This is a genomic window from Arthrobacter sp. NicSoilB11, from assembly GCF_019977375.1.
GTDB lineage: Bacteria > Actinomycetota > Actinomycetes > Actinomycetales > Micrococcaceae > Arthrobacter.
The window spans coordinates 2819686-2838226 of record NZ_AP024657.1 but is presented as its reverse complement, the minus strand read 5'-3'; the positions used below and the strand labels follow the sequence as shown (position 1 = coordinate 2838226).

11 protein-coding genes are annotated in these 18541 nt (G+C 58.7%); 7 read left to right on the top strand and 4 right to left on the bottom strand.

Annotation, left to right across the window (positions count from 1 at the left end):
• Window positions 1-11: 11 nt before the first annotated feature.
• Window positions 12-4097 (bottom strand): FtsK/SpoIIIE domain-containing protein, encoded by a 4086-nt coding sequence (locus LDO14_RS13175; protein WP_223992103.1) that lies wholly within the window; start codon window positions 4095-4097, stop codon window positions 12-14.
• A gap of 242 nt (window positions 4098-4339) precedes the next feature.
• Between LDO14_RS13175 and glf the strand changes: the two genes are divergently transcribed.
• The 5 genes from glf (at window position 4340) to LDO14_RS13150 (ending at window position 11274) form a co-directional block, all read left to right on the top strand.
• Complete coding sequence (gene glf, locus LDO14_RS13170) at window positions 4340-5527, top strand: UDP-galactopyranose mutase (protein WP_018768498.1); 1188 nt, start codon at window positions 4340-4342, stop codon at window positions 5525-5527.
• Window positions 5524-7548: a glycosyltransferase gene (locus tag LDO14_RS13165; RefSeq protein ID WP_223992095.1), complete on the top strand. Its 2025-nt coding sequence runs from the start codon at window positions 5524-5526 to the stop codon at window positions 7546-7548. The genes glf and LDO14_RS13165 overlap by 4 nt, the downstream gene beginning before the upstream one ends.
• Entirely contained in the window at window positions 7545-8426 is an 882-nt protein-coding gene (locus LDO14_RS13160) for an ABC transporter permease (RefSeq protein WP_223992093.1), read from the top strand. The genes LDO14_RS13165 and LDO14_RS13160 overlap by 4 nt, the downstream gene beginning before the upstream one ends.
• Entirely contained in the window at window positions 8427-9152 is a 726-nt protein-coding gene (locus tag LDO14_RS13155; protein WP_144599941.1) for an ABC transporter ATP-binding protein, read from the top strand.
• 106 nt (window positions 9153-9258) lie between these two features.
• Entirely contained in the window at window positions 9259-11274 is a 2016-nt protein-coding gene (locus LDO14_RS13150) for a DUF6541 family protein (RefSeq protein ID WP_223992090.1), read from the top strand.
• 1748 nt (window positions 11275-13022) lie between these two features.
• Here the strand turns inward: LDO14_RS13150 and LDO14_RS13140 are convergent.
• Entirely contained in the window at window positions 13023-14249 is a 1227-nt protein-coding gene (locus tag LDO14_RS13140; RefSeq protein ID WP_223992088.1) for a hypothetical protein, read from the bottom strand.
• A gap of 585 nt (window positions 14250-14834) precedes the next feature.
• Here LDO14_RS13140 and LDO14_RS13135 point away from each other — a divergent pair.
• Window positions 14835-15743 (top strand): glycosyltransferase, encoded by a 909-nt coding sequence (locus tag LDO14_RS13135; RefSeq protein WP_144599934.1) that lies wholly within the window; start codon window positions 14835-14837, stop codon window positions 15741-15743.
• A 33-nt stretch (window positions 15744-15776) separates the two neighbouring features.
• Complete coding sequence (locus tag LDO14_RS13130; RefSeq protein WP_223992086.1) at window positions 15777-16760, top strand: glycosyltransferase; 984 nt, start codon at window positions 15777-15779, stop codon at window positions 16758-16760.
• Window positions 16761-16782: 22 nt separating this feature from the next.
• Here LDO14_RS13130 and LDO14_RS13125 read toward each other — a convergent pair whose 3' ends face one another.
• Entirely contained in the window at window positions 16783-17709 is a 927-nt protein-coding gene (locus tag LDO14_RS13125; RefSeq protein ID WP_223992085.1) for a glycosyltransferase, read from the bottom strand.
• A gap of 45 nt (window positions 17710-17754) precedes the next feature.
• Window positions 17755-18516 (bottom strand): glycosyltransferase, encoded by a 762-nt coding sequence (locus LDO14_RS13120; RefSeq protein ID WP_223992083.1) that lies wholly within the window; start codon window positions 18514-18516, stop codon window positions 17755-17757.
• Window positions 18517-18541: the final 25 nt, after the last annotated feature.

The following is an 18541-nucleotide window of genomic DNA, read 5'->3' as shown; positions in this document are numbered from 1 at the left end:
AACCGGCATGCTCAGCCTGTCGCGCCCGCCCAGGCCACCTGAACGGGGCAGGACCGCCCGCCGGAGATGAGGACGCCACGCCCCGGCGGAGCGTTGGACTCAACTTCGAATCTGATCCCAAACAGGTCGCCATCCGCCAGGGAACGTGGCCCCAGCAGAAGTCCGGCGCCGGCGCCCCTTGCGTTCATGACCAGCGGAACGCGTTGGAAAAGCAGTGGGCTGAAGGCAGCAGTGACCATCAGGGAGTGGCCCAAAGCGGCCAGCTGCTCCAGAGCCCTCAACGCCGGAAGGGCCAGCAGATCAACGTCGTCAACCAGCAGTACGGTCTCCCGCGAAAGCCCCCCGCTCTCCGCCTGCATAAGCACGTCCCGCCAAAAATCTTCTGCGCCTTCTGCCGGTACCGGACACGTGCACCACTGCTGTCCCGGGTTGAGTGCTGCCAGCGCGAGCAGGGTATTGCTTTTGCCGCTTCCCGGGTTGCCAAGAATGGCGGTGACTCCGCTGCCAGGCATCCGCAAGGACGCTGGAGCGGGTTCGTCTCCGGCTACACCTAGGAGGACGTTGCGTGGCCGGCGGGGCGGTTCCGATAGTTCGGAGCAGTGCGTACCGCCAGGCGGGTCCTGGTCTGGGGACCGCAGGGCTCGTTGGGGTGTCCCCGCCGCCGACATGACCGCTGCGACCTGCCGGACCGTGATTTTCGCCGGGAGGGGTTCAATGCGGAATGGAGTCGATGCGGCTGGCGGATATCCGGCGCCTCTCCGGCCTGTGCCAGCCTGCAGATCGGGGGTGCGGTAGAACTGGCAGGCAACGGGGTTGCCGCCCGAGACAGGGCCGAAGGCTACAGCCCTGCCCTTGACGGCCGGGACGGCAGGCATCCGCGGCCACAGGGCGCGGCTCTCCTCGGTGGAGCAGGCTGGAAAAAAGAAACGATTGGGAAGCGCACCAAAGAACCTGGCGGTGACAAGCTCCCGCTCCCCATGGACCAGGAGCGTTATCCCTGCCCTGGCGCCGTCGCGCACGAGGTCCAGAACCAGATCTTCCGCCCAGGCCAGCGGTCCGGACCGGAATGCCGAAACCCAGGATCCCCAGCCGATGATGACGAGGACGAGAGGTACCGGATTGGAGGCGGGTTGACTCAACCGCTGCCCCAGTTCACGGACGAGCCGCTCCAGGATGCGCACTCCACGCCGCAGATCGTGCAAGGCGGCGTGGGCGCCCACCCGTGCTTCACCTGCCAGCGGGCAAAGACTCCCGTCCGCGTCCAGGAAATAGAAATGGGCTCCATCAGGACTGGCCATTAGTTCATGGACAGTTAATTCCAGTGCCGATCCGGCCCCGGAAGTTGGACTGCCAATGAAGGCTGCGTGACCGTGCTTGGCATGGCTCCACAGAAGGGGCTGAAGTTCTTGTTGCTCGGGAACATCCATCAGGCCGAGGCAGATCTGGCCCGCCACAGCCACGGGTTCCAGGGCCAGTGAGTCAGCGGTTCCCGAATCCGAGGATGGCGCGTTCGGGTCGGGCTTTTCCAGTTCAGTCGGCAGTGGAGGTGCGACAGGCCTTCTCGGTGCTGGTCTCTGCTGGGCAGCGCACAGGCTCCTCACCAAGGCTGCCAGCGGTTCCACTGCCTGTGCGGGGGTGGGTGCAGGGGCTCGTCTGTCGCCTGGTTCGGCTGCCTGGCAGGCGAGATAGTCCATTGTCCGCTGGACAGAAACGGCACTTGGCTGTTTGCGATCGGAGACTGACGACAGGGACGCGGCCTGGAACTCCTCGGCCGGCTCCGTTCCGCGCGCCAGGAAGGCGCGGCCGGGGGTATTAACACTGATGGCCGAAGCGTCCCTGGAATTGACGATGTCGACAGATTCCATGTCGGACTGCACGCGAAGTGCAATGCTCGAGGTGACGTTTGCACGGATGTCAGCTGTCAACGCTCCCTGCGGCCTCTGAGTGGCCATGATCAAGTGGATGCCCAGTGACCGTCCGATCGATGCTATCCGCAGCAGCTCACGAAGCACTTCCGGCGCGTCGTCAACCAGCATCCTGAACTCATCGATGACGATGACGAGGTGGGGGAGCACAAAATCCTTGGCCGCCGGTGCGGAGCGGTACGTGGAGACGTCAGGGACGCGGGCCGCGGCGAGGCAGCTCTCCCGCAGCCTCACTTCGGCGCGAAGCGATGTCAGTGTCCGCTCCATCTCGGAATCGGAAAGATCCGTCTGCAGTCCCACGCAATGGAAGAGCCCGCTGAGCGGACCAAGACCTGAACCGCCCTTGAAATCGATGAAGAAGAAGTTGACCCGGTCCGGCGGATAGGACAAGGCCAGCGCCAGGGCCATGCTCCGGAGCAGTTCCGACTTCCCTGAGCCTGTGGTGCCTGCCACCACGAGGTGCGGACCGTCGGCCAGGAGGTCGAAGGTCTTCGTTCCCGACCTGCAAACGCCCAAGGGTACTGGCAATCCGATGTTTCGGGCGCTGCAGTCCCATCTGCTTGCGGTAGCCGCGAGCGTCAGTGGCAGGACTTCGTCAAGGCTGCAGGAAGCGGGAACGGTCTTGGCCTGTTCCTTGTCACGAATCAGGGCACCGGCGAGGTGCCGGCAGAAAGCGGTAAAGACTTCGTCCGGGACCAGGTCAGGGACAAACACAGTACCGCGGTGGTTCTGCACCACGGTTGATGCGCGCTCGGACAGGAGGACGTCAGGTGCAGGCCAATCGCCGTCTTCAGGCAGGAAGTGAAGAACCTGCCACCCCCGCTGGAGCGCTGCTTCCCGGAGCGACTTTTCCACCACCGCTCCGGAGTTATCCCCCCGGATCAAAAGGACTCCCCGCCCGCAGCCCTGTTGCTCGCTGCCGTCCACTGCATTAAGGGCGGCGGACAGTGTTGCAGTGAGCGTCACTCTGCTGAGATACCGGGCTGCGAGGGGTAGGGCTTCCGGCAGCCCGTGGACGACGACATTCATCGTGCCCGTGCGCGGGTATGCCGCAAGTTGCATGAGAAGGGAGCGGAGGGTGCCATCGGTGGCAAAGCGCGGGCCGCCCAGGGTGGTGAGCGGGACGTCCGGGTCCAGAACGACGGGGACGATTCCTGCCCGTGGGATGGTCGCGGCAGCACCGGGCGGTTCGATCCTGACATTGGCCGGCTGTTCTGCCTGTCCCAGCCGCAGCCACACCCCGTCGCCGGGGGAATCCGGGCTGGACGTCCCTTCAGTCAGCCGGGCCGCAAGAGCAACGATGGACAGGGAAGGGGCGCACCGTCGTCGGCGTTCCCTGTCATCTTCAACAGCCGACTTCAGGGCCGCGGACAGGTCCCGCCTGTGCCGCCGTCCGCTGACCGCGGGCACCAGGACCGAAAACACCGAAACCGCGGAAAAGGCCAGAAACATCCACATGCCGGTGAGAAATGCCAGCAGTACCCCAAGTGCCAGTGGGAGAATCGCGGTCAGAAGGAGTGCCGTGCGGTTTCCTGGATCAGGGCGGCCGGACACCACGATAGGTTCCGCCACCGACTTTCCTGCTTCCGAGAGGACTCTATGGGGCACATCTGCAAACACCAGCGATAGGTTCGATTGACCGCACCTGATGGTTGAGTCCGTTGAGATAACCGTGTTCCGTATCCTTTGGCCGTCGACATACGTCCCGTTGGCGCTGTCCAGGTCAACCAATATGATCTCCGTGTCAGTGACCACCACACTGGCATGTTCACGGGACAACTCCGGGTCCGGGATGACAATCCGTGTGCCGCTTCGACCGATGGTGTAGGTGCCACGCCGTAATGGCACAACGGTTCCCGCTGCTGCTCCGCTGTCGATGGCGAGGACCAGGGGAGGGACGGCATCGGCAATTGGCGGGCGCCGTGGCCGCCTGCTCGAAGGTGGGGTGCCGCCGTCGACAAGGATTGCCGCCTCTACGAGCGGCGGCACGCCGAGGACCAGGGAACGCAGATCCTGCCCGTCCACTCTGACTGAGCCCGCACCGTACTTCCGGACCAACTGTTCGTGAATGACGTACCCTGCCGTGCCGGCCGGTGCATCAATGGACAGTTCCACGGGTGGCTGGGGACGCGGTGATCCCGGTCCGCCCACCAGAGTGCAATTAAGCGTCATGGGTAGTTGGTCCCTCGTGCATGCACCCACGCTAGCCACCGGCCTCAGTGCGGGGCATTGGCTTCTGCGCCTATGTGGATAACCTGCACTGGGATAACGGGGTCCTTCGCCTGCCCATCGGGACCCCGTGTGCCGGGTCACAGCGGGAATGCTGATTCGACGGGCCCTGCAGTCACTCGGGTAGGCTAGAGCAGCAGACACTGCGCACCATTGCGCTGCCCGCATTCGAACCAGGAGATTTTGTGACCGCTGACCTCGTCATCGTAGGGTCCGGCTTTTTTGGCCTGACAATCGCAGAACAGGCCGCCACTGAGCTCGGCCTGAAGGTCGTTGTCATCGACCGCCGCCACCACATCGGCGGAAACGCGTACAGCGAAAAGGAAGAGCAGACCGGGATCGAGATCCACCGGTACGGCGCCCACCTCTTCCATACCTCGAACGAGCGGGTGTGGGAGTACGTCAACCGGTTCACCACCTTCACTGACTATGTGCACAAGGTCTATGGCGTCCACAAGGGCGAGGTCTATTCGCTTCCCATCAACCTGGCCACCATCAACCAGTTCTTCCGGGCCAATCTCACCCCCGGCCAGGCCCGCGACCTCATCCAGGAACAGGCAGGGGAACTGGCGGGAACTGACCCCCAGAACCTGAACGACAAGGGCATCCAGCTGATCGGCCGCCCCTTGTACGAGGCCTTCATCAAGCACTACACCGGCAAGCAGTGGCAGACAGATCCCAAGGACCTGCCGGCCGGTATCATTTCCCGGCTGCCTGTGCGCTACAACTATGACAACCGGTACTTCAATGACAAGTACGAGGGCCTGCCGACCAACGGCTACACCGCCTGGATCGAAAAGATGGCAGAGCACCCCAACATCGAGGTGCGGCTCAATACCGACTTCTTCGATGAGTCCCACGAGTACAGCAAGAACAAGGTCGTGGGCAACATTCCTGTCGTCTACACCGGCCCGGTGGATCGGTACTTCGACTATGCCGAGGGCGACCTGTCCTGGCGCACCATCGACTTCGAGGAAGAAGTCCTTGAGATGGGCGACTTCCAGGGCACGTCGGTTGTGAACTACAACGACGCAGACGTCCCCTACACCCGCATCATCGAACCGCGCCACTTCCACCCGGAGCGCGACTACCAGACCGAAAAGACGGTCATCATGCGCGAGTTCTCGCGCTTTGCCGAAAAGGGCGATGAGCCTTACTACCCGGTCAACACCTCCGCGGACAGGGAACGCCTCCTGAAGTACCGAGACCTCGCTGCGGCCGAAAAGGACGTATTGTTCGGCGGCAGGCTGGGCACCTACAAGTACCTCGACATGCACATGGCCATCGGCGCCGCTCTCAGCATGTTTGACAACAAGATCCGGCCGCACTTCGAAAGCGGCGTACAGCTTGAAAGCGGGGGAGTCGACGCATGAGCGTCCCTACCGACAACAAGACGAAGAACACCGTGAGGGCTGACGCTGTTAAGGACCGGGGAGCGTGGCAGACGCTTCAGCGTGTGATCCTGCCCAGTGCCAGCCAGATGGACACGGTGCCCCTCTATATGGACATGGGCACCGCGACGGGCATTCAGTTGCCCACCGCCGGCGACCGCGACGGTAAGACCGCGAAGCCCCGGACCATCAGCAGCCCCACCAAAGAAGCGCACGTTGAAGACTTCCTTTCGCGGCACTCAACGTCTGTCCGTTCCGGCGAACGGGTGTCTTTCGGCACCTACTTCAACGCTTTCCCCGCCAGCTACTGGCGTCGGTGGACGACAGTAGACAAGATCCGACTCCAGGTCCGGACCCAGGGCGCCGGCTCGGTTATCGTCTACAAGTCGAACGCCCGCGGTTCCCTGCAGCGGGTGGACACCCGCCGGGTTGAAGGCAACGCGGAGAGCACGTTTGAACTTTCACTGGCGCCCTTCGGCGACGGCGGGTGGTACTGGTTCGACCTGCTGGCCGGAACCGAGCCCTTGATCATGCTCGACGCGGAATGGCAGGGTCCGGCGGTCGAAACAACGCCGGGGTCCGTCACGCTCCAGATCACCACCCTGAACAAAACGGATTTCTGCCTCAACAACCTGCGGCTCCTTGCCGACAGCGAAGAAGCGCTGGCCCACGTGCAGGAAATCCTGATTGTTGACCAGGGCACACAGAAACTCTCCGACGCTGAGGGGTTCGACGACGTCAAGCGTTCCCTCAGGGGCAAGCTCCGCATCATCAACCAGTCCAACCTGGGCGGTTCGGGCGGGTTTGCGCGGGGCATGTTCGAGGCTGTCGAGAACGGCAGCGACTACGCCCTGTTGATGGACGATGACGTCGTTGTTGAGCCTGAGAGCATCATTCGCCTTCTGACGTTCGCGGACCGGTGCAAGACTCCGACCCTCGTCGGAGGGCACATGTTCGACCTCTACAACCGGACGGTCCTGCACACCTTCGGCGAAGTGGTAAACCCTTACCGGTTCCAGCCTTCGCTACCCAGCGAGGACATGATCCTGGGCCACGACTTCCTGTCGTCCAACCTTCGCCAAACCCCGTGGCTGCATCGGCGTTGCGACGTCGATTACAACGGCTGGTGGATGTGCCTGATCCCCACCCAGGTAATCCGGGAGATCGGACTCTCACTCCCGCTGTTCATCAAGTGGGACGATTCCGAATATGGGCTGCGGGCCAAGGCGGCCGGATACCCCACGGTGTCGTTACCGGGCTCAGCTGTTTGGCACGTGTCCTGGATTGATAAGGACGACCTCGTTGGCTGGCAGGCCTACTTCCACGCCCGCAACAGGGTGGTGGCCGCCCTCCTTCACAGTCCCTACGAGTTCGGCGGCAGGGTCATCAAGGAGTCGCAATACGCTGACATCAAGCATTTGGTGTCCATGCAGTACGCCACCGCCCAGGGCCGGCAATGGGCCCTGGAAGATGTGCTGAAGGGGCCGGAAGCCTTGCCAGGGCTGTTGTCAGCCAAGCTGCCGCAGATCCGCGAGATGATGTCCGCGCATTCGGATGCTGTCTTCCGTCCTAATCCGGAAGACTTTCCGGCCCCCAAGATGGATAAGCCTCCCCGCCGGGGCCACGGTCCCTCGAAGCCGGGAAAGCTGACACTTCTGCCCTGGGCTGCCAAGACCGTCGTTCGGCAACTGGCGAGCCCTGTCCATGGCACCAGCGCAGAGCGCCCGCAGACAACTATCGCCCACCAAGACAACCGGTGGTGGCGCATGGCGCAGTACGACAGCGCTGTAGTGTCCAACGCTGAAGGCACCGGAGCCTCCTGGTACCGCCGGGATCCCAAGGAACTGAGGAAGATGCTGGCCGAAAGTGCCCGTCTTCACTCTGCCCTCCTCAAGGACTGGCCGGCCCTAAGCAGGAAGTACAAAGCAGCAGTCTCGGACCTCACCTCCATGGAGTCCTGGAGGAAGACGTTCGAACAACATACCCAGAACGAGATCAAGTGAGCGCAATCGCATCCGGTGAGTTGACCACTCCCGGACTGGGGGGTGGCCTGCGGGACATCAGGCAGTCAGGCTTCCTTCTTAAGCTGCTGGTACGGAAAGAACTCAAAGTGCGCTACCGAGGGTCGGTCTTGGGCCTGCTCTGGTCGTATGTGAAGCCCGGCGTGCAGTTCATCGTCTTCTACGTGGCCCTGGGAGTCTTTCTCGGACTGGAACGAAGCTCACGGAATCCGGAGGGGCTGACAAACTATGCGGTCTACCTGTTTTCCGGAATTGTCCTGATCAACTTCTTCTCAGAGGCCCTGGGCAATGCGGCCAGGTCCATCGTCAATAACGGAAACCTCATCAAGAAGATCTATCTTCCGCGCGAGCTCTTTCCTGTGGCGTCAGTGTGGGTTTCTGCTGTGCACTTCTTCCCGCAGCTGGTGGTGCTCATCGTCGGTTGCCTATTCGCCGGTTGGCATCCCAACGTGTTTCAATTGCTCGCTGCGGTGGCCGGCTTTGCTATCGTTGCCCTCCTTGCGACGGGCCTGGGTCTTCTGTTCGGCGCGGCCAACGTCTACTTCCGTGACTCCGAGAACCTGGTGGACATGCTCCTGATGGTTGCCACCTGGGCATCGCCCGTCATGTATGCATGGTCCATGGTGCAGGAGAAGCTGGGAGCAGGATGGTTCGCTGTCTACCAAGCGAACCCGATCACGATCGGCGTAGAGCTTTTTCACTACGCGTTTTGGTTCCCGACGACTGACGGTTCCGTTTCCATGCCCCCCAATCTGTTTAGTATTTGGCTGCTGGTTGGGCTGGGTGTTGCCTTGGCGATCCTCGTCTTGGGCCAATTCACTTTCCGCCGCCTTGAGGGCCGTTTCGCGCAGGAGCTCTGAGTGGTCAACGCAATTGAAGTTTCTGACATCAGCAAGCAATTCGTCCTTCGTCATACGCGATCCATCAAGGAAGCCGTCGTTTGGCTCGTGAAAGGGCGCAAAGGGGATCTTTCGGAGAAGTTCCACGCACTAAAGAACGTTTCTCTCAACGTCGAGGCGGGGGAAACTGTGGCGCTGCTGGGCCTGAACGGCTCCGGCAAGTCCACTTTGCTCAAGCACATTTCCGGAGTCATGCTTCCTGATTCAGGAACGGTAAAGACAAGGGGCAGGGTCGCAGGACTGATCGAAGTCGGCGCGGGCTTCCACCCGGACCTCTCCGGACGCGACAACGTGTTCCTTAACGGCGCCATCCTGGGAATGACTGAGCAGCAGATCAAGGACCGGTTCGACGATATCGTCGAGTTTTCCGAGATCGGGCAATTCATCGATACAGAGGTTAAGTTCTATTCCTCCGGCATGTACTTGCGGCTGGCGTTTTCGGTTGCTGTCCACACAGACCCGGAAGTCTTTCTTATTGATGAGATCCTTGCGGTCGGAGACGAACCTTTCCAGCGCAAATGTATTGACAAGATCCAGGAGCTGGCCCGGGACGGTAAGACCCTGGTCGTGGTAAGCCATGACCTGGACCTTGTCTCCCGGATTTGTCAGCGGGGTGTTCTCCTCAAACACGGAGAAATGATCTACGACGGCCCGATACGCGAGGCCGTCGGCCTGTTGCGTCATTGAGCTAAGTAACCTTATGTCGCGGTTAGCATCCTAACCGGCCGCGATGTTTCAACGGGCAGCAGCGGCATGCAGAATACCCGCGCTCCAGTAGCCGTACGGAGGACTCTTGTCTTGGTTTGAAGCAGTACCGCAGTGTGTCCTCGCGGTGGCCCTGCTGACTATCCCCGGTTTCGCCGTCGGCATGGCGGCCCGGCTCGGCGCAGCCCGGGCCGCCGCCACAGCTCCCGGGATAAGCGTTTCAATAATTGCTGTGGCTGCAATCGCAGCACCCTTCGCTGGAATCGCATGGTCGCTCCTGCCGGTAATCGCCGTAACCATTGGGGTGGCTGCCGTAGCTCTTGCGGTGTCCCTCCTGCTCAGGAAGCGGGCCGGCGCGGGTGATGCGAAATTGGAGGACAAACCGGGACACTGGATCGTGGCTTCTGTAGCGGCGGCGGCCGTCGCAGCCGTCCTCATAGGTGGCCGTCTGCTGCGCGCTATAGGATCCCCCGAATCGTTCTCCCAGACGTTCGATAATGTCTTTCATCTGAACGCTATACGGTACATTCTTGACACCGGTTCCGGTTCGTCACTTACTCTGAGCGGAATGACGGGTGGTAGTTCCTACCCTGCTGCCTGGCACGACGTGGTATCCTTGGTCGTCCTCATCGGGGGAGGGGAGATAACCTCCTCCGTAAATGTAATCAATCTTCTGATAGCCGCCTTCGTATGGCCTTTAGGCTGCATTTATCTTTCGCACGCTATCTGGGGGCGACGTCCTGCCGTGAGTTTCGCGGCCGGCGTACTCTCCGCTGCCTTTGGTGCCTTTCCTATCTCTCTGCTGGATTTCGGCGTTCTTTACCCCAATTTCCTTGCGCTCGCGCTTTTGCCCTTGGTGTTTGCTCTAGGCCTCGAGTCAATGGGTTTGTCCGCCATCTCGAACCGATCCAAGCTGTTGAGCCTTCTTCTGCTGCTTGCCGTGCTTCCTGGTATGGCGCTTGCCCACCCGAGTGTCGCCATGGCGTGGCTGGCGCTGATGTTGCCGCCGGCCCTTTACGTCTATGCCCTCGTTTTTGCCAATGCGCTGAAGTTTAGGAGAGGCAGAGCACGCATTCTGGTGGCGACGGTATTCTCCATTGCTTTACTTACCGGCATCGCTTTGATCAAAATGCTGTGGGATGTGGTACGCCCTCCGGCGGAAACCGCCTTTTGGCCGCCGGTAGAGTCTACAGGCCAGGCAATTGGAGAGGTGATCTCCAGCTCAGCTATCGGCCGCCCCGCAGCGTGGGTGATCATGCTTCTGACGCTCATGGGCATTTATTTGACCATCCGGTCTAGCCGGCAGCTGTGGCTACTGGGATCCTATGCCGTCGCAGCATTTCTCTTCGTTGTAGTCAGCTCCTTTCCGGCCGACGACTTCCGGCTCTTTCTCACTGGCATCTGGTACAACGACCCGCCCCGGCTGGCGGCACTCCTACCCGTGGTGACCATCCCGCTCGCGTGCCAAGGCGCCGTCTTTGTGTGGACTCAGCTGACAACCATCCTGGCAAGCTCTACCGGATTGCTGAGGGGTCGTTCTGTTCGAAGCACGGCGCCTGCAAAGGGGGGAAGGACATCACAGCCGGAACTACTGGTTGCCCTGGCGGCTACCGCGATGGTCTTTGCTTTGATTGTGGGTACTCAACGCGGCAATGTCGGCCAAGCCGAGGCATCTATGGCTGGATCTTACCGGTTGTCCGAGAATTCGCCGCTGATATCGAGCGACGAAATGGCGCTTATCAAGCGTTTGCCGGGCGAAGTGCCTAAAAACGCCCTTATGGTGGGAAATCCTTGGAATGGAAGTTCCCTTGCGTATGCCTTTGCCGACCGGAAGCTCGTCCAACTTCACATCCTCAGTGCTGTTCCCCAAGGCGCAGCTCCATTGCTCAACGGTCCCACTCCAGCCAAGGGCGACCCCGCTGTATGCCCCACAGTTGAGCGCCTTAAGATCGAGTACATCCTCGACTTCGGGCACCGGGAAGTCCATGGAAGAGACAGCGGCTACAAAGGATTGGACGCCCTGATAGGTGCCGGGCTAGCTACGCTCGAAGACTCACAGGGTGAAGCGAAGCTCTACAAGCTGGATTTATGTCCTGCTGTTTGAGTTAGGGCGGTCTTTGCAGTGCGTCCGTGGTGCCTCGGTGTGCCCAGTCGGTAAGTTGACAGTTGACACCTGCTGGTGGGTGGACTCGCTCCGAGGCTGCGGTGGGCCCGGTGAGTGTTGTAGAAGTTTAGCCACGACTGCAACGCATCGGTCCGGGCCTGGTTTGAGATGCAAGTCTGTCGGTGCTCCCGGCCTTTCTGGAAGGTGCGGTTGAAGCGTTTTGCTTTGCCTTTTGCAGAGATGGCGGCATCTATTCAGGATGTGCTTGGCCCCCAACGCGGCCAGCGCGTCGTGGAAGTCCCGAGCGAGCAGGTAGGCGAAGGCGCTGTCAGTCATTACGCGTGTTACCGGAGCAGGGTTGGCTGTCTGGCGGCTCTTGAGCGGGCGAGGAATCTGGCGCCGGTTGGGCTTTTCTCGTCGGGCAGGACCCGGCGTAGGCGAAGCGGGGGAGCAAGCAACCGCGGCGAGGACGTAGTACGATCCAGGTCTGCCCGAAGGGCAGTGGGTGGCCCGGCTTTGGGAAAGGTCTGTCTGCTGACCGCCGCTGTCGGGAATACGGTCGACTATCCTCGGCGTGGATGTGAATCATGTGTCCGGGATGTCACGTTCATAGCGGTGGTCCTTGGCAGGAGAAGCTCGGATCCGGGTCGCATAGCCGGGGCATGCCGGCGCGGGCCAGAATCCTACAGACCGTCCGGGCACGGGACACGCAGCGCAAGACGAGGCCGTCGGCCCCTCCCGATACATCACCCGCTTGACAGGAATGTGGCCCGGGTGGCGAGAGGGCACTACTTTGGACGGGAACTCCGGTCCTCAAGGTCTTCCCAGCCGTGGAAGCGGTATCGGCTTGTCCAGTGGTGGGAGCGGGTCCCTTGAGAAGCCCAGTCCCCTGGCCGCGTGGGCGACCGCGCGTCCGGTGACAACACGCTTTCATGATGATGCGTCTACCTGTCGGTGACGGTCGATAGGCGAGCCTTTGTGACGGCGGCGGAGTTCAGCGGTCGATGCAACGGTTTATGGTTCTGTCGCCGGTGAAGTCCGTCTAGCCAGGTGCTCCATTGGACTCTGCCAACCCAGGACTTCGCGGGGGCTGCGATTAATTTCGGCCGCGACCTTGGTGAGGTGTTTGGGGCTGTGGACGTCGAAGTCTGTTCCTGTCGGGAAGTACCGCCGGAGCAGGCCATCACTATTCTCGCCTGAGCCGTGCTGCCAGAGGGTCGCTGGATCACAGAAATGCATCGGAATCAGCGTCTGCCGCGTAAGACTCTGGTGGCAAGCCCTTTCAGTCCCCTGAACCCACGTCAAAGAATGGCTCACGGGAGTGGGCTCATAGAAGGAGCCAGCCGATCGCGCAGATTCCCAGAACCGTGGTTTCCGCCAAGTGTACGGATCTAAGAGGTCCTCAACCATTCATGATAACCACCATTCTGCTCAGTACATCTAGGCTGCTGAGAGTAGGAACGGCCGTCGGTGGATTTCACTTGCGGGATACTGACGCGCTGCCTAGCGGAGAAGTCGAACATAGTGGATGAACTACATTTTCCGGGGCGCATTTTGGGCTGGCGTGGTCAACATCCGTGTCTGCAGCGCTGGCTACACTCAATTTCATAAAATCGTCGCCCGTGTCATCGTGTATGTCTGCAGCACAACCACGCCCCGTGGCTTTTACACGCGGCCCGGCAGCGAGACTTTTGGGTTAACCCTGGAACTGGGTTGCGTAAGTCGCACGCCCAAGTCGGTGGCTGGATTTAGGGATAAGAGAGAGCCGTGTTCCTGACGAAGTATCGTCGGAGGGCTCTGCCTTGATACGCGGCAACTAGTATTTCAGAAACCGCGACTGCCCACGCTACTCCGGTGACATCGGTGAACAACGCCGCCAACACAATAGCAGGCGCGCCGCAGACGGCACCGAGAACGGTTGATTGGACAAGGATTCTTCCCTGTCCCACGGACACGAGGCAAGCCAACCCAAGGATCTGGGAAACTGCCACTGACAAGAACATCAATCCCACAGCAGCGCTCAGTGAACTCGGGAAAATAACTAAACCGTTGGACAATATCTCGCTTGCGACCGGACCTAGTAGGAAGATGCCCATTCCGCCAAGAAATCCAAACAAGGGTGCAACCTGAGCACTCCGCACGAGCCTATGCTTTAGGTTTTCGGGACCCCCTTCGGGGATCCAGCCCTGAATGAATTGAAGGAGCGGGGAAAGCGCCAAAACGCCGTAGCGAAAAATTCTATCCGCCATGAGGTAGACCCCCAGCTGCGCGGGCAGGAATAGATTGATCGCCACTAGTGGCAGGTTCACGTATAAGCTTCCGGTCGCGGCTGTGACGACGCCGTGTCTCTGGTGCGCCAACCGGCTAAAGGCTTCCCTTACCCTGAAGTTTGCCGTAATACTTGCCTTCGCAGGTTTAACTATGACCATGCAGGTAAGGGCCAGAGCAAGAATATTGAAGAGCAGTTGTATCGCTACCAGCCAGATGATCTCGCGGGTTAGAGCCAGGACTGCCAGGCCGATCAAAGTCCCACCAAACTGCGGGAGTGCATCGAGGAAAAATAGCCTCTTGGGCTTGGCTTCACCTATGAAGTACCAGTTTCCGCCAAGGAACGGCAGCAAATACGCGATCGAGGCCAGCACAACGAGAGGCACATGTTCAGGTTGCAGGATGATCATGACGGCTGCCATCGCCGGGGCCGCGATCAAATATAGGTAGCCTCGACTAACAAGCGAATCAACGAAGAGCTGGGGTCGAAGTGCCTTGTTCATCGAGGCAACCATCGACGGACCGGTAGTGCCCCAACCGAAGGCAACAAGGATGCCGAACATGATCGACACAGATTGGGCCATTGCCTGAACTGCCCAAAGCTGTGCTCCGGCGATCCCGGTTATCACCGGAATTGACACAAGCCCAACGATCGTTCCGACGCCAACTGTTAGGGAAAAACTTGCAAGACGTGCCAAGGAGGCCATGATCGGTTTCGCTGACAAGATTTCTCGCGTTCCTCGAGTTTGAACAGGCCAAGTACCCAATAATAGTTCACCACGCGGTGGGGCCAGGATTGCCTGATGGGCCACGTGATACTAATCCCACCTTCGGAGGCAGCGCTGTACAGCCCCGATTGGTGGACTCGCGGGATGGAAGCAGAGGGCTGCTGCTTCGCAGAATGTCCGCACATCTCGCCACACTAAGAGGCGCTGAAGCCGCTAGTGCTGTCCAAGGCTCTGTGTCAGCTACATAGGGAAGTCCACATTACGGCTCAACAAAATGGCCGGAAGTCTGCTTCGTGGTACTTGCAGGGGCGGTGAGACGTGCCAGCATCATGGTGCTTGGGTCATGGTCCCTTAGAATTGGTTGACGACAGAGCCGTTTGAGCGGGAAAGTTCGGGGCGTTCGGCTTTGCCTGCGGATCGTACTCGGGCTGTCGTGGTGGGCATGAATGCTGCCGAGTATGCAGCCCATCTTTCCGAATATCTCGAGTTTCAGCTCGGATGCTGACAACTGCGGCGGCGGGCGCTGCAAGATAAACAGCTACACGATGAATTGAGGAAATTTTCATGACGCAGGGAGAGGAGAGCGTTCGCGTCGCCGCGATTATAGCGGCGTATAATCCCGATAAGAAGGTCATTGATGTTTTTAGGGCCGTTGTTGGGCAGGTGGATTTGGTTGTTGTCGTAGATGACAGATCAAATGATTCCTCCACAATGCCAGTTTTTGAAGAATTACGGTCTTTGGGTGCAGAAGTAATTCATTCACCAAACAACGCCGGCATAGCCAGAACGCTCAATATAGGTATAAGCAGGTGTGCAGCGATCGGCCGGTTTGACTATTATCTGACCTTGGACCAAGATTCCATACCGGACCAGGATTATGTCAGCAATGCTTTGAAGACGGACAGGCTTGCGCGTGAGCTGAACATACCAGTGGGGTTCGTAAGTGCTGCGACATATAACAACAGCCCAGTCCTCGGAAACGGAACCTTACTCGGATTCGAGCAGCCCTTCGATCCATGGCAATCGGGAATGTTAATACCCCGCTCGACCTTCAACGCGGTAGGGGGCTTGGATGAGAAGCTCGTTATCGACGCAGTCGACTCTGAATTTACGCTACGAGTGCGGAAGGCCGGCCTTGCAGTTCTTTGCGGCAGTGGGTGCAATATGGCGCACTCTCTGGGACAACAAAGTACGGTTAGTTTTTGGGGAAAGAAGAGGCTCTATACGTACCATTCGCCGGTACGTGTCTATTACATCACTCGAAACAATTTATTAATTTTCTTCCGTTACTTCTTGGCGGACCCAATTTGGGTTGCGCGTAAAAGCTACTACGAGCTGGTCAACCATTCTCGAAGGATTCTTTTTAGTAAAAATAAGAAGGAAATTTTACGGGCCATGCTCTTCGGAGTCCGCGATGCCTCAATGTTTCGAAATGGTATTATTAGGGCCAGCGACATGCAGAAGTTGAGCTAGCCTGTGTTTTTTGGTGGGGTGAAGGGGAATAAATTGAACGATCAGGTTCGGACGGGCTTTGGTGTTGTCGCCCTAGCGGCCTACAAACCTGACTGGAACCTGTTCCGGCGTCAACTGCAATCGATTCGCGATCAATCGCATGATGAGTTCCTATGCTTAATTTCGGCTGACGGTGGCTGTGATGAAATCAAGGCTTTCGTCGATGAAACTGTTATGGGCGACACTCGGTTCCAGGTTATCGGATTTGATGAGCGTTTGGGATTCTATGGAAATTTCGAACGAGTTCTAGAGCATGTGCCGGTGGATGCCACGTGGATTGCTCTATCGGATCAGGACGACTTTTGGTATCCAAATAAGTTGGACACGTTGATTCCCTATCTTACTCACTATTCACTGGCGACTGGCCAAGCTCGTGTAGTCACCGAGACGGGTGCTGTCCTCGCTGAATCCACTAATCGATGCAACGTCCCGCCGGCGCATCTTCTCGTTGACAATCAGATAACCGGGGGCCTTTCCGTCTTCCGGAGGGAACTACTTGCTACCGTTCTTCCGTTTCCTCGTTTGAGCAATCCATCCGAGAACCACGACCATTGGATTGGGCTTTGCGCGGCCGTCGCTGAAGGGGCTTATATTGCTGACGCATTAGTACAGGACTATGTGCAGCATGGAGGGAACGTTCTGGGTGAGCCGGACCGGAGTTTCAATGTAAAGCGTTCGATCGATAACTTCCGAAGAATGGGTCACAAATTCGAAGGTGCGGGTAATTTGTCATCGCTTTTGCGCGTGATGATGAACATCAAGTTCGGCTGGTCTCGTACCATGGTCCTTGAGCTTCGAGGGAGAGCGCCGCAACGCCTCCAGGCATTGGAGCCGCTCCTGGAAGTTGTGACGCCCAGAAAATACTGGATCAAGAAGCTGGCAGTTCTATGGTCCGCCGTTTCAAGCAAGCACGTCTCGATACCCTCAGCCATAACGTTTGCAGCAGGCGCTGCCGTGGCATCGGTACTTCGGCGATAACCCCGCTGGTCATCGCTGGCTTCTATTTCAATTTCGCGGCATCTTGTGGTCGAATGCGGCCAGAATGACCGGCGACTGCATCCCGGATACCAGTAAGCCACGCGCGCACGAACGCGATGCGGCGTGGCCCAAATGCGACGCGGACAATGTTGCTCTCGACTTCCATCCAAAGGCGTCGCAACATCCAAATACGATTCGTAGAAAAGTAGCGGACGACCATGAGCCAGATATTTCGGGTTATGTAATAAACGCGAACAGGAGAGTGATGGATAATCTGAAGATCCTGACCGTCAACCCGCAAAGGGCGCCCCATTATAGACATAGGCCGTGTTTCTCCAAGGGAGTGTTCGATGTCGCAGCCGACGCCGACAGGGGTTGAGTAACCTGCTGCACGGATTCGGAGATTAAAGTCGGTATCAACGCAGTCTATGAACAGGCTCTCATCGAAAAGCCCGACGTCGTCCAATACGCTGACTGGAATAAGACAACCCGACTGCATCGGGTCAAAGGCCTGGACTACGTCTTCGTTTCCATGGAGCCTCTTGACTGGCTTTGCGTTGTGCGACTCCGGTGAAACCAGGCCAACTCGCATTCCTTGGGCAGCCGCATTACGGAAGCTGCGAAGTGCATTTTCCACGTAGTTCTCGCCGAGTGTCGAATCTTGGTCCATAGTAAGGATCCAGTCGGGCTCCCATAGGGTGCGCGCCTGCCGGATGCCCTCGTTGAGCGCACTGGCAATTCCTGAGTTCCGCGGCTGGCGGAGAACTGTTATGCCGTCTTCTTCCAGAACGCTAAGAATGGGCGACGCATCCTGATTGGAGCCGTCGTCCACGACCAATATGTAGGGTACAAGATTCCGGAGGAGAGTTACACGGGAGATGATGTCAACTGAGGGGTTATAGCTGGTGACGACGGCGGCAACTTTATGCTGGGGTCCTGCTTCAAACATGGGTATCCGTTTCGCGATGTGTGGCGGATTTAGCGCGCAGCAAACTCAACCTTTGACAGTTGCGGGCGATGTGCGCCGCCGCCTGGTTCGAAGCGCCAGAGTGACGAGGTTGGCTAGGAACGCGGCGCGGGCGCGGACAATCTTACTAATTCCGCGCATTTTTCTGGGGGTCAGATTCTCATTGTGCAGCCGGTGAAGTATCGTGTCATCCTCAAGATAGGCGATGCTCTTTGAAAAATTACCGCACATTGCCAACCACTGGTCGTGGGATTCAGACATATGAGACGGGAAAGGGAGCGCCAACTCCTTCAAATTTGACTTGAAAGCCATGGCGCAGCCCCAATGCAGTCTATACCCAATAACAATTCCCAGGAGATTCCTAAAATGTTTCTGGGAATCTCTGCTGCGAAGCCTGATGTCATGAAAACGACCCGGTTCACCACCAAAATGCTTGCAGTTTGTTACCACCATGGATTTGTCGGCCAGAGCGGCGAGCATTTTGTCCAGCCGGCCTGGGACCCATATATCATCCTGATCGGATAGAAAAATATAATTTCCGCTGCTTAGCCATATCGCTTTTTCAAATGTTCTCACATAGCCAAGATTTTGCTTATTGCGATGAAGGACTACCCTCGAATCTTGAACAGCCTCAATCCGTGCGACTGTGTCGTCCGTGGATTCATCATCTACTATGAGCAGTTCGTCATTTGGTCCGAGCTGCGGCAGTATGGACTCGATCTGCTCTGCGATGAATTCGGAGCCGTTATAGGCGGCCATGCAGACGCTGACCCGGACATTTTCTGTCATTAGTCGGAAGCCCTTCTTCAACTCA